This window comes from Tomitella cavernea (genome assembly GCF_016599145.1).
Classification (GTDB): domain Bacteria; phylum Actinomycetota; class Actinomycetes; order Mycobacteriales; family Mycobacteriaceae; genus Tomitella; species Tomitella cavernae.
In genome coordinates, this window is sequence record NZ_JAENKO010000027.1 from 1 (window position 1) to 12,705 (window position 12,705).

Here is a 12,705-nt window from a genome sequence, read left to right on the forward strand (position 1 = left end):
CGCCGGGCGGCTGGGACATCGAGTTCGGCTGCGAGGGGATGCTGGTCGACGAAACCTATTACACGGCCGAGGAGATCACGGCGGACAGCTACTGGGGCCACGACTGGTCCGGCTCCGAACCGCTGGCGGTGATCTCGTGAGCACACCGGAACTGAAATTCGACGTGCAGAAGTACGGCCCGTGGGCGGTCGTCGCCGGCGGCTCAGAGGCCGTGGGCGCCGAGTTCGCGCACCTGATCGCCAAGGCGGGCCTCAACCTGCTGCTTATCGCCCGCAGGGAGGGGCCGCTCGAGGAGACCGCGGAGGCCGTCCGTGCGCACGGCACCGAGGTCCGCACGCTCAGCGTGGACCTGGTGGGCCCGGGCGCCATCGAGGCGATCGCGGCGGCGACAGCGGACCTCGAGGTGGGGCTGCTCGTGGTCAACGCGGGCGCCAACACCTACGGTCACGAGTTCGTCACCGGCGACCTCGCCGCGTTCCGCAAGGTGCTGACGCTGAACATCGACCGCAAACTCGAGATCACCCACTTGTTCGGCGGGCCGATGCGCGAGCGCGGGCGTGGCGGGATCATCCTGCTCGGCTCGGTCACCGGGTTCGTCGGTTGCACCCACATGAGCGTGTACTCCGGGGCAAAGGCGTTCAGCCGGATCTTCACGGAGGGGCTGTGGCTGGAGATGCGGGAGCACGACGTGGACGTTCTGGCGCTGACGGCCGGTGTCACGCGCACGCCGGCCATGGAACGCGCGGGCCTGCAGTTCGACACTCCGGGCCTCAACGTCTCGGACCCGGCGGACGTGGCGCGCGAGGGCCTCGAGCACCTCGCCGACGGTCCGGTGTGGATCGTCGAGGGCCACTACGGCAAGGCCGTGGAGCGCGCGGGGTTTCCCCGTGATGAGCAGGTCCTCGCGGAGGCTGCCGAGGTCGCGCAGATGATGGGGCGCTGAGGCACGAAGTTGATGGGGCGCTGAGGCACGAAGTTGATGGGGCGCTGAGTATCCGATGGTGCAGGCGCACTTCGCGGCACGCCGGCCGCCGTTCCCGGAGCGTACAGCCCCGGCGACGGCGGCCGGCGTGCTGCGCAGTGGGACCGCGGGCCGACGGATCTGTGTGACCGCGTTAACGTCGGAGGGCGATGGTGGCGGTGATTACAGACGCGGTGACGTGCACTGCGGCGGGAGCGGAGGCCGGCGATGGGCTATCGGAAGGATGAGGCCGGAAGCCTGTCGATGCTCGACAGGCTGGACCTGATCCTCGACGTGGTCGAGGACGCCGGATTCCTCACCCTCTCCGGCGTGGTCGAGCGCACTGGGTTGGCCCGCTCCACGGCGCATCGGCTGCTGACGCACCTGGAACGCAAACGCTGGCTTTTCCGGGTGGGTTCCAACTACGAGCTGGGCCCGCGGCTGTTCGACCTGGGCACCAAGGGCGTGCGCAACCACTGGTTCTACCGGGGCGCATTGCCGGCGCTGCACCGCCTGCACGCGCAGACGGGCTTCGTGGTGCACATGGCCTATCTCGACGGGCCGGAAATCGTGTATTGGGAGAAGATAGGGCCCGGGCGGTTCGGCGCCGCAGTGCCGACGCGGATCGGCGGCCGCAACCCGGCGCACGCCACCGCGCTCGGCAAGGCATTGCTGGCCGCGCAGCCGCGGGGCATGGTCGACAGCCTTGCGCCGTTCGCGCCCGCCACCGAGCGCACCTTTTGCACCCCGGCCGCCCTGCATCAGGAGCTGGACGAGGTGCGTCGACGCGGATACGCCATGGACCGAAGTGAATCGCTGCGCGGCGTCGGATGCTACGCCACTGCGGTGCAGGCGGGCGCCGACGACTCGGTGAACGCCTACCGCATGACCGCCGCCATTTCGGTGTGCGTCCCTGTCGGCCGGCTGGATGTGCGGCTGGTGGCGCCGCTGCTCTCGGCGAAGAAGCAGATCATCGACGCGGCGCGCATCAACCCCATGACCGAGCCGGTGGACAAGGACTGACCGTGTCAGGTCGGTGCGGACCGGCCCGTTGCGCCTGCGCGGGACACGGGTTCGGCGCCGGCGCGACGAGCCGTCCCCCTAGGCGGGATTCTTCCGGCGCAGCCCACATCAGGTAGGCACTGTGAGTGGCATCACTTTACGAGAGAGGTGCCGCTGTTGTCTTCCACCCCGCAATCCCCGGACGCGCTTTCCCCGGAAACGGGCGTCCCGGGCGGGCGTCCCGTGCGCACGATTCCGATCGCCGCGTCGTCGTCGCCGAGCCCGTTCGACCCGGCGACGCTGGGCCCGGTCCGCGTGCCGAACCGGATCATCAAGGCGGCGACGTCGGAGGGGCGATCGCCGGAGGGCCTGGTCACGCAAGATCTGATCGACTTTCACTTGGACTTCGTCCGGGGCGGCGTGGGCATGACCACCATTGCCTACTGTTGCGTGAGCGCCGAGGGCAAGTCGGCCCCCGGCCAGATCGTGATGAGCCCGGAGGCCGTCCCGGGGTTGCGCCGGCTGGCCGATGCCGTGCACGCGGAGGGCGCCGCCGTGTCGGCGCAATTGGGGCACGCCGGCCCGGTGGGCTCCAAAAAGATCACGGGCGTCACGCCCACGGCCCCCAGCAAGTTCATCAACCCGACCTCGTTCGCGTACTGCCGCCCGATCACTCGCGCGGAGATCGGGCAGGTCACCGAGCAGTTCACCTCGGCCGCCCAGGTGGCGGTCGACGCGGGGCTCGACGCGGTGGAGCTGCACTTCGGCCACAACTACCTGCCGAGCGCGTTCCTGAGCCCCCTGCTCAACCGACGCAAAGACGAGTACGGCGGTGGCATCGACAATCGGTCGCGCCTGGTACGCGAGATCGCCCGGGCCGTGCGCGAGCGGGTGGGCGACGCGATCGCCGTGACCGCGAAGATCAGCATGATCGACGGGGTTCCGGGCGGGATCAAGCTGGCGGAGTCGCTGCGCACAGCGCAGCTGCTGGACGCCGACGCGAACCTGGACGCGCTCCTGCTCACCGAGGGGTCCTCGGTGGTGCGGCAGATGTACCTGTTCCGGGGGGAGGTGCCGGTGGAGGACTTCGCCGCGCTGATGAAGCAGCCGGTGAAGACCGGGGTGCGGCTGTTCGGCAAGAAGGTGCTGGGCGAGTTCCCCTATGAGGACCTCTACATGCTCGAGGCGGCACGCCAGTTCGTCCCGGTGGTGAAGAACAGCAAGCTGATCCTGCTCGGCGGCATCACCAACCGCGACCACATGGACGCGGGGATGCGCGAGGGGTTCGACTTCGTCGCCATGGGCCGGGCGCTGCTGCGTGAGCCCGGCCTCGTGAACGCGGTCCGCGAGGACCGCGACAAGCAGACGTTGTGCACGCACTGCAACCGGTGCATGTACACGGTCTACGGGCGGACGCACTGCGTGCTGGACCCGGAGTCCGCGTTCGGCCCCGTGGCAGATGCACCCGCCGCAGCGGCTCCTCCGCGCCCGACCGGCCTGGCCGCGCACGCCTGATCAAGCCGGACGTACGAACATTCGCGCCGCTGTATCGAGAGACTCAAGGGAAGGACCGGTGGACATGCCGATCAAGGACAAAGTCGCCCTGGTGACGGGTGCCGGCCAAGGCGTCGGGCAGGGTATCGCGTTCGCATTGGCCGAGCGTGGGGCGCGGCTGGCGCTGGCAGGCCGCACCTACGAGAAAGTCGAGCAGACCGCCAAGGAGATCCGTGAACGCGGGTGCGACGCGCAGGCGTTCACCTGCGACGTCACCGACGAGTACGAGGTGGCGACGCTGGCGGACAAGGTGGTGGACCAATTCGGTTCGCTGTCGATCCTGGTCAACAACGCCCAGACCGTGATCAACGGACGTCTGCTCGACATCACCGACGACGATTACGCCATGGTGATGGACTCCGGGCCGCTGGCCACGCTGCGGCTCATGCGCGCATGCCACCCGCACCTGTCGGGCGGCGGCGCGATCGTCAATCTGGGCTCCGCGGCGGGAGTCCGTTGGGACCCTTCGGGATACGGGGTCTATGCGGCGTCCAAGGAGGCGATCCGGGCGCTCACCCGCACCGCCGCGTGCGAGTGGGCCGACGACGGCATCCGTGTCAACGCGATCCTGCCGCTGTCGACTTCGCCAGGGCTCGCCACCTGGGCGGAAAAACGGCCCGAGGAGGCGGAGGCGTACCTGAGCACGGTGCCGCTGCACCGTTTCGGGGATCCGGAGCGCGACATCGGCGCGGCGGTGGCATTCCTGTGCGGCGACGAGGCCGGGTACATCACCGGCCATTCGCTGCCCGTGGACGGCGGTCAGGTGCTCATGCGCTGACCTGACGCCGAGGCGGCCTCGGGAACCATTCGGCTGGCATGGGGGCGATGACGCCTGCCCTCATGCGAAAACAGGGAGAGCTTTCATGATCAAACGGATCAGACGAGGAGCACAGGCTGCCGCGGTGTTCTGCGGCGCCGCGCTGGTGCTCTCGGGATGCGTGAGCACGGGGGCCGACGGCGGTGCCACCACGGCGATGTCGGACGGCGCGGTCACCGTCGGCATCATCGGAGACCAGCCGGACGGCGGCGACCCCGCGGACGGCGGGGTACTGCGCTTCGCGTCCTACGCCCCCGTGCGGAGCCTCGACCCGGTGAAGACGCAGGCGTCGGGCACCACCGGCGGTACAGAGCTGGCGGCGGTGTACGACGTACTGGTGCGGTACGACGCGGTGAAGGACGAATACGAGCCGCGCATCGCGGAATCGCTCGAGGAGAGCGACGACGGGTTGACCTGGACGTTGAAGCTGCGCGACGGGATCACCTTCAGCGACGGGACGCCGCTCGACGCCGCCGCCGTGGTGGCCAGCACCGAGCGGTACAACAGGCTCAACGGGCCGGACGCCCAGGTGTTCACCGACAGTGTCGCTTCCGTCGAGGCGGCGGATCCGTCGACGGTGGTTTACACGCTCAACCAGCCATGGCGCCAGTTCCCTGCGATGCTGTCGCTGGGTCACGGGATGATCGTTGCCCCCGGCGCCGGCGAGGGCGCGGACTTCACGCCGATCGGGGCGGGGCCTTTCACAGTCAAGTCGTTGGGCCAGACCACACTGGAGCTGACTGCGCGCGAGGACTACTGGGGCGGCGCGCCGCACCTGGACGGGCTGTCCTTCGTGTCCATCGCGGGTGAGAAGCCGAAGATCGACTCGCTGGCGAACGGCGATATCGAGATGGCCTACCTGCGCGATCCGAGCTACGTGGACCAGGCGACGCAGCAGTTCCCCGGATACCTGCACCGCTACAGCCTCACCGACCAGATCCAGCTCAACAGCCGGCCCGGTAGGCCAGGCGCGGACGAGCGCATCCGCCGGGCGGTGCAGTTTGCCCTGGACCCGGAAGCCGTTAACCAGCGCGTGGACGGCGGGGTCGGCGACCCGGGGACGACGATCTTCCCGGAGTGGTCCAAGTGGCACGACGCGGCGCAGATCGGTCCGGCATTCGACCCGGACAAGGCGCGTGCCCTGGTCGGCGAGGCCAAGGCGGACGGCGCGGCCACCCGGTTGACGTACGTCAGCGTCCAGGACGAGCGCTCCAAGAAGTATGCGCTGACGGCGGAGGCGATGCTCGAGAACGTCGGCTTGACCGTGGATATCGACTTCGTCCCCACGGTGACCGACATGGTGCGACGGCTGTACGTCGACCACGACTACGACATCGGCTACACGGCGCTGAGTCTGCCGGACGCGGCGCCGTACATCCGGCTGTACAGCGCGCTCAGCAGCACGTCCACCAACAACTCGTCCGGATATCGCACCGAGGAGATGGACGCGCTGCTGGCGAAGATCCAGCAGGCGCCCGACGAGGACGCCAAGCGTGCGGCGTTCGCCGAGCTGCAGCAGCAGTTCACCGAGCACGCGCCGATGGTCCCGATGGCCTCCGGCAGCAACTTCGTCGCCTGGTCGCCGAACGTCTACGGTGTGACGCCGACGATGGACAGCGTGATGCTGTTCGACAAGGCGTGGATCAAGAAGTAGCCGCGGGACGACGCGAGGTGGGTGCTCAGCCGAGCTGGGCGCCCACCTCGCGCGCGCGCTCCGCGAGGGCAGTGAGCTGCTCACGGTAGTGCCCGGCGCTGCGCGCGGCGATGTTGATCGTGGCGATCGTCGCGCCCGCGTCGCGGGTGGCCTCCAGCGCGGCGCGGCATCGGTCCGGATCGCCGACGGGGTCGACGGCGGACTCGGCGGACAGCACCACCTCGAATCCGTCCGGAAGTTCGCGGCCCGCCAACATCTGGGACAGGCGGCTGTGCGGCAGGCCGAACGGCACCCAGCCGTCGCCGAGCTCGACGGCACGGCGCAGCGACCGCGGTGTGCGCCCGCCCACCCACATCGGCACCCGCTCCTGCACTGCGGCGGGCGAGACGATCCAGTCGTCGTAGGAGAAGTGCGCACCCGAGTACGACGGCGCGGTGCGCCCCAGCGAAGCGCGCAGCGCGCGCATGGCGTCGTCAGCGACCGCGCCGCGGCCGTCGAATTGCGCGCCGATAAGCTCGAACTCCTCTTTGAGACTGCCCACCCCGACACCGAGGATCAGCCGGCCGCCGCTGACGGCGTCGAGCGTGCCGTAGCGTTTGGCGACGTCGAGCGGGTGGTGGTAGCCGAGCACCAGCACCTGGGTGGCGAACTTGATCCGCCGGGTGCGGGCGGCGAGGTAGCCGAAGGTGGCCAGCGGATCCCAGTAGGTGCCGCCGCGCTCCGCGGCGACGTCCGTGGGGATGGCCACGTGCTCGCTGCACGTCATGTGGTGGAAACCGAGTTCGTCGGCCTCGGTGGCGATGTCGGCGAGTTCGGCGATGCCGGCCTCGGCCTCCCACGCGCTGGCCGACGCCGGGTGGTGCACCACCACCGGCGAGAAGATGCCGATCTTCATACCTGTGCCTCCGTTTCGGCCGCACCATCCGTGGCGGGCCGGTGTTCCTGTGCCGTTGCAGCCGATCGATGCGGTACCAGTGTCCACCATCGGCCCACCGCAGCCTTCCAATCCGCGCGGCCCCGGCGGCCGTGCATCCCCCTGGGCGGGAATCTTGTGTGACCGCATCGCACGCAGGGCCACTGTGAGGGGCACCACGTTCGAGATCGGAGTGAACCATGACGGTAAGCGGAGATGTGAAGGGTTCGGCCGGGGCCGAGCGGCCCGTCGGCGACGAGGTGCGCGTGATCGAGTCGGGCGGCAACCCCGAGCGGTTCGCCCGCGGCTGGCACTGCCTGGGGCTGGCCAAGGACTTCCGCGACGGCGCACCGCATGCGGTGGAGGCGTTCGGCGGCAAGCTCGTCGTGTGGCAGGACACCCAGGGCGAGCTCAACGTGCTCGACTCGTACTGCCGGCACATGGGAGGCGACCTGTCCCAGGGCGCCGTCAAGGGCGACGAGATCGCGTGCCCGTTCCACGACTGGCGCTGGGGCGGCGACGGCAAGTGCAAGGACATCCCCTACGCCAAGCGCGTGCCCATGCGGGCCCGCACCCAGGCCTGGCCCACGCTCGAGCGCAACGGGCAGCTGTTCGTGTGGAACGACCCCGAGGGCGGCAAGCCCACCGAGGAGGAGACGATCCCCGAGATCGAGGGGTACGGCTCCGACAAGTGGACCGAGTGGAGCTGGAGCTCGGTGCTCATCGAGGGGACCAACTGCCGCGAGCTGGTCGACAACGTCGTCGACATGGCGCACTTCTTCTACGTGCACCTCAACCAGCCGCTGCACTTCCGCAACGTCTTCGAGGACCACATCGCCACCCAGGAGATGTCGTTCAAGCCGCGCGCGGACATGGCGGGCGAGGACTACGTGAACTTCGGCGAGGAGAGCGTCACGCAGTCCACCGCCTCCTACTTCGGCCCGTCCTACATGATCAACCGGCTGACGGCGCAGGACGGACTCGAGGTGATCCTCATCAACTGCCATGTGCCGGTGCGTCCCGACGCGTTCCGCCTGCAGTACGGCGTGATGATCTCGAAGCTGCCGGGCATGTCCGACGAGGAGGCCCAGGCGCTCGCCGAACAGTTCGGCAACGGCACCATGGAGACCTTCGAGCAGGACGTGCAGATCTGGGATACGAAGGCGCGCATCGACAATCCTCTGCTGTGCGAGGACGACGGCCCCGTCTACCAGCTGCGCCGCTGGTACGAGCAGTTCTACGTGGACCGCGAGGGCATCACCGAAGACATGGTGCGCCGCTTCGAGTTCGACGTGGACGTCACCAAGGCCAACGAGTACTGGGATCGCGAGGTGGCCGAGAACGTCGAGCGCAAGCGCGCCGAGAAGCTGCGGCTGGCCGCGGCCGGCTCGTAAGGAGGTCATCATGCAAGCGATCGACTGCTCGCAGTGCGGCACCACGGTGCTGGCCGAGAAGTACAGCGACGAGCACACGAGCATCCAGTGGCTCGGCGCCGCGCACGACGCCTGCCCGTTGATGCGGGCGGGCGAGGTGCGGCCCGCGGGGGCGGCGACGGGGGCGGCCGGGTCCGTGTGCCCGGCGCTGCACTCGACGATCGACCAGGCCGCGCGCGACGGGCTCATCGGATACTCGATGCGCAGCGAACCGGTGCCGGGGGTGCTCCGATGACCCCCGTGGCGGTGGCGCGGCAGGCCGCCGATGCACCGGTGGACCCGCGGACGCTGCGCACGGTGCTGGGCAACTTCTGCACCGGCGTCACCGTCATCACCGCGCACGACGGCGACCGTCCGCTGGGGTTCGCCTGCCAGTCGGTGACGTCGCTGTCGCTCGACCCGCCGTACGTCTCGTTCTGCCCGGCGAAGACGTCCGCCAGCTGGCCGGCCATGCGCGCCGCGCAGACGGTGTGCATCAACGTGCTGGCCGCCGATCAGAAGGACGTGTGCGGGCGGTTCGCGGTGAGCGGCGGCGACAAGTTCGAGGGCCTGCACTGGTTCCACGGGGGCAACGGCGCCCCCGTCGTGAGCGGGGCGCTGGCGCGCATCGAGGCGGAGCTGGCGTTCGAGCACGAGGCCGGCGACCACACCATCGCGATCTGCCGGGTGACCGCACTGGAGGCGGGGCGCGACGTGGGCCCGCTGCTGTTCTTCCGCGGCGGCTTCGGGAGCTTCGCCGACGTGTGAGCCCGGGCGCACGCCCTCGCAGGCCGACGGCCCCGCCCGAACAGGCGGGGCCGTCGGCCTGTCCGGGCTGCTGCGGGGGCAGTCCGGTCCCGCTGTGGCGCCGCGCGCCCGCTGTCACACCGCGCGCCGATTGCCGCGACACGCCGGGATAACGCGCGCGTGACGCTCATCGACGCGCGGCGAGGCAGGGCCCGCGCCCCTGCGCGGCCCGCGCGTCGGTGTCGGCAATCGGTGAATGCTGGTTCAATGATGGTATGAGGCGTCGAACAGCAGGAGCGAGGTCATGACCGCAACCGACGCCGGGGAGCGGACCGGCACGGCCCGCCGCGGCCACCCCACCCACGAGGTGTTCAATCAGGCCCCGCCGCGCACGGACATCAACGAGTACACGTCCAACGCGGCACTCACCGAAGCCGTGCAGCGCTACGGCGGCGGCTGGGCGACGCCGCACCTGACCGAGGTGGGCGCGCTCGTGGGCGGCGCGCAGTTCCAGGACGACGCGGAACTGGTCCAGCGCTTCCCCCCGGAGCTGCGCACCCACGACCGCTACGGCAACCGCGTCGACGAGGTCGACTTCCACCCGTCGTACCACCGGATCATGGGCGCGGCGGTGGCACACGGCGCGCACACCGGCGCCTGGGCGGACCCGCGGCCGGGGGCCAACGTGGCACGCGCCGGTGTGTTCATGCAGTTCTCGCAGGTGGAGCCGGGACACGCCTGCCCGATCTCGATGACTCACGCGGCCGTGCCGTCGCTGCGGTTCAGCCCGCAGATCGCGGAGTTCTGGGTGCCGCGCACCTTCTCCCGCGACTACGACCCGCGCCTGACCCTCGACAAGCCGGGAGCGATCTTCGGCATGGCGATGACGGAGAAGCAGGGCGGATCGGACGTGCGGGCCAATACCACCCGCGCGGAGGAGCTCGCCGACGGCACCTGGGCGCTCACCGGACACAAGTGGTTCTGCTCGGCGCCGCAATCGGACGCGTTCCTGGTGCTGGCGCAGGCGAACGCGGGCTTGACCTGCTTCCTGGTGCCGCGGGTGCTGCCCGACGGCACGCGCAACGTCTTCCGCATCCAGCGGCTCAAGGACAAGATGGGCAACAAGTCCAACGCGTCCTCCGAGATCGAGCTGGACGGCACCGTCGGGTGGCTCGTCGGCGAGGTCGGCCGCGGCGTGCGCACCATCATCGAGATGGTGGGACGCACGCGCCTCGACTGCGTCTACGGCTCGGCGGCCGGCATGCGCCAGGCGGTGGCCGAGGCCGCCTGGCATGCGCGGCACCGGCAGGCCTTCGGTACAACGCTGATCGACCAGCCCGCGATGACGAGCGTGATCGCCGACCTGCAGTTGGAGGCCGAGGCGGCCACGTGGACGGCGATGCGCCTGGCCGCGGCCTACGACGACCAGACCGGTGAGCAGGGACCGCTGCGCCGGCTGGCCACCGCAGTGTCGAAGTACTGGGTGTGCAAGCGCGGCCCGCACCACGCCTACGAGGCGCTCGAGTGCCTGGGCGGCAACGGTTTCATCGAGAACTTCCCGCTGGCCCGCCGCTACCGGGAACAGCCGGTGATGGCGGTGTGGGAGGGGTCCGGCAACGTCATCGCGCTCGACGTGCTGCGGGCGATGGCGCGCGAACCGGAGACGGTGGAGGCGTTCGACGCCGAGGTGGCGCTGGCGGCCGGCTCGTCGCCCGCGTTCGACGCCCACCTGGCGACGATGCGCAGGATGATCGCGGCGACGGCCGCCGACCCGGGGCGCGCGGAATCGCGGGCGCGGCGCCTGGTGGAGTCGATGGCGCTGGCGTTCCAGGCGTCGGTGATGCTGCGCGAGGCGCCGACGGCGGTGGCCGACGGATTCGTCGCGGGAAGGCTGGGCGGCGACGGCGGGTTCGAGTACGGGACGCTGCCGGACGGGGTGGACGCCGCCGCGATCGCGTCCCGCGCCTGACGGGGCGGTGCACAGGTGGTCCGCCGCTAGCGCGCGCGGAGCACCACGACCGGGATCGTGCGGTCCGTCCACGACTGGTAGGCGTCGAAATCCGCGTATTGCTCCACCAGTGCGGGCCAGAGGCGCGTGCGCTCGTCGGCCCCCGTCACGTGCGCGCGCACGGCGCGGCGGGCGCCGCCGATCTGCACCGCGGCGTCCGGGTCCGCCACCAGGTTCCGGTACCACTGCGGATTCGCCGGCAGCCCGCCCTGGGACGCGACCACGACCAGATCGTCGGTGAGCGGGTCGCCCGTGCCGGGACCGTCGGCGCCGAGCACCAGGTACAGAAGCGGCACGGTGTGGGTCTTGCCGGACTTGCGCCCCCGGTGCTCGAGCAGCAGGGTGGGCACGGGCTTGCGAAATCCGGCCCCCACCCGCCACTTGCCGCCGATGCGCCCGCCGGTCGTCTTGTACAACCAGGTCTGGGCACGCGACATCGCCTTGATGACGGTCGGGACCACCGGCGAGTCGAGGCGGGGAGGCCGCTTGTCCATGGTTTCAGGCTCCTACTGCGGTCTTCAGGCTCCTACTGCGGTCTTCGGGCTCCTGCCGACGGTCAGTCGCCGAGCTGCTTGGTGTCGATGAGGAACGTCACCAGGTCGCGCACCGTCTGTGCGGCCGGGCGGGGGGCGTAGCCGAGCTCGGACACCGCCTTCGCGCCGTCGACCTGCGGCTGCGCGATGAGCGCGCCCATCGCGGCCTTCGAGACGACGTCGGAGCCGAACTTGGCGGCCAGCGGCTCGGCCACGGGCAGGATCTTTTCGATGATCGACAGCGGGAATGCGAACAGCGGGCCGCGTCGGCCGGTCACGCGCGCGGCCAGCCGAAACATCGAGAGCATGTCCTGGTCGTGCCCGGTGAGCAGGTAGTTCTCGCCGGTGGCGCCCTTCTCCGCGGCCAGCGTGAGTCCCTGGGCCACGTCGCGGACGTCGACGAAGTCGAAGCCGCCGGTGACCACCGCGGGCACGCGGCCGCGGGCGGAATCGCGCAGCATGTCGTTGATGCGGGAGAGCTTCGCGCCCTGGCTGCCGAAGTCCTTCGGCCCGAAGACGCCGGTGGGGTTGCAGATCACCGCGTCGAGGCCCTGCGCGATGACCTTCTGCAGCTCCTGCTCGCCGGCCCACTTGGAGCGGTCGTACACAGGGATGTCGTCGGTCTCTGAGCGCTTCGACTGCTCGTTGAGGTAGCCGCCGCAGTCGTACTGGTCGAACGAGTGGACCGAACTGCAGTGCACCATCCGGCGCACGCCCTTCTTCAGTGCCGCCTCTGCGACCGTGCGCACGCCTTCGGTGTTGAGGCGCCAGGCGATCTTGTCCGACTGTTTGAGCGTGATCATCGCCACCAGGTGGTACACGACCTCGACGCCGGTGAGTGCGGATTCCATCGAGGCCGGATCGAGGACGTCGCCCTGCACCCAGGTCACCCCGGTCTCCGGCCAGTGGGCGGATTCCATGCGATCGATGGCGACCACCTGGTTGCCCTGCTGCACGAGCAGCTCAACCAGGTTCGTGCCGATGAATCCGGCGGCGCCGGTCACTGCGACCTTCATACGAAACTTCCCTTACTGTCGGGAGACCATCCCCTGAAGTAGAACACGTTCCAGTGGGTGCTGTCTATAGCAAGCACCCGAGTACCCG

The 12,705-nt window shown here is 69.9% G+C and carries 12 protein-coding genes and 1 pseudogene; 10 read left to right on the forward strand and 3 right to left on the reverse strand.

Translation table 11 applies throughout. The features are described from left to right. The 6 genes and pseudogenes from JJ683_RS19100 to JJ683_RS10710 form a co-directional block, all read left to right on the forward strand. A pseudogene (locus JJ683_RS19100) lies at positions 1 to 140 on the forward strand (2,3-dihydroxybiphenyl 1,2-dioxygenase); the annotation flags it as partial. After that, complete coding sequence (locus tag JJ683_RS10690; RefSeq protein ID WP_307810852.1) at positions 137 to 943, forward strand: SDR family NAD(P)-dependent oxidoreductase; 807 nt, start codon at positions 137 to 139, stop codon at positions 941 to 943. The pseudogene JJ683_RS19100 and the gene JJ683_RS10690, both read left to right, overlap by 4 nt. A 246-nt stretch (positions 944 to 1,189) precedes the next feature. Then, positions 1,190 to 1,984 (forward strand): IclR family transcriptional regulator, encoded by a 795-nt coding sequence (locus JJ683_RS10695; RefSeq protein WP_200173950.1) that lies wholly within the window; start codon positions 1,190 to 1,192, stop codon positions 1,982 to 1,984. Positions 1,985 to 2,206: 222 nt separating this feature from the next. Continuing rightward, the gene (locus tag JJ683_RS10700) at positions 2,207 to 3,478 is read left to right on the forward strand and encodes an NADH:flavin oxidoreductase (RefSeq protein ID WP_307810853.1); all 1,272 of its coding nucleotides are present in this window, start codon (positions 2,207 to 2,209) and stop codon (positions 3,476 to 3,478) included. Positions 3,479 to 3,542: 64 nt separating this feature from the next. Then, positions 3,543 to 4,295, forward strand: coding sequence for an SDR family NAD(P)-dependent oxidoreductase (locus tag JJ683_RS10705; RefSeq protein ID WP_200173952.1), 753 nt, complete (start codon positions 3,543 to 3,545; stop codon positions 4,293 to 4,295). A gap of 85 nt (positions 4,296 to 4,380) precedes the next feature. Continuing rightward, a complete protein-coding gene (locus tag JJ683_RS10710) occupies positions 4,381 to 5,988 on the forward strand; it encodes an ABC transporter substrate-binding protein (RefSeq protein WP_200173954.1) in 1,608 nt (535 codons plus the stop codon). 25 nt (positions 5,989 to 6,013) lie between these two features. On the opposite strand, the gene JJ683_RS10715 is transcribed toward JJ683_RS10710, so the two are convergent. Then, entirely contained in the window at positions 6,014 to 6,883 is an 870-nt protein-coding gene (locus JJ683_RS10715; RefSeq protein WP_200173956.1) for an LLM class F420-dependent oxidoreductase, read from the reverse strand. Positions 6,884 to 7,101: 218 nt separating this feature from the next. Here JJ683_RS10715 and JJ683_RS10720 point away from each other — a divergent pair, with 218 nt between their 5' ends. From JJ683_RS10720 to JJ683_RS10735, 4 genes are all read left to right on the forward strand, one after another. Continuing rightward, positions 7,102 to 8,295 (forward strand): 3-ketosteroid-9-alpha-monooxygenase, oxygenase component, encoded by a 1,194-nt coding sequence (locus JJ683_RS10720; protein ID WP_200173958.1) that lies wholly within the window; start codon positions 7,102 to 7,104, stop codon positions 8,293 to 8,295. 10 nt (positions 8,296 to 8,305) lie between these two features. Then, entirely contained in the window at positions 8,306 to 8,569 is a 264-nt protein-coding gene (locus JJ683_RS10725) for a hypothetical protein (protein ID WP_200173960.1), read from the forward strand. After that, a complete protein-coding gene (locus JJ683_RS10730; RefSeq protein ID WP_200173962.1) occupies positions 8,566 to 9,081 on the forward strand; it encodes a flavin reductase family protein in 516 nt (171 codons plus the stop codon). The genes JJ683_RS10725 and JJ683_RS10730 overlap by 4 nt, the downstream gene beginning before the upstream one ends. 283 nt (positions 9,082 to 9,364) lie before the next feature. Continuing rightward, the gene (locus JJ683_RS10735; protein WP_200173964.1) at positions 9,365 to 11,029 is read left to right on the forward strand and encodes an acyl-CoA dehydrogenase family protein; all 1,665 of its coding nucleotides are present in this window, start codon (positions 9,365 to 9,367) and stop codon (positions 11,027 to 11,029) included. Positions 11,030 to 11,055: 26 nt separating this feature from the next. Here the strand turns inward: JJ683_RS10735 and JJ683_RS10740 are convergent, their stop codons facing one another. Continuing rightward, the gene (locus JJ683_RS10740) at positions 11,056 to 11,562 is read right to left on the reverse strand and encodes a nitroreductase family deazaflavin-dependent oxidoreductase (RefSeq protein WP_200173967.1); all 507 of its coding nucleotides are present in this window, start codon (positions 11,560 to 11,562) and stop codon (positions 11,056 to 11,058) included. A 62-nt stretch (positions 11,563 to 11,624) separates the two neighbouring features. Beyond that, a complete protein-coding gene (locus JJ683_RS10745; protein ID WP_200173969.1) occupies positions 11,625 to 12,617 on the reverse strand; it encodes an NAD-dependent epimerase/dehydratase family protein in 993 nt (330 codons plus the stop codon). Positions 12,618 to 12,705 lie beyond the last annotated feature (88 nt).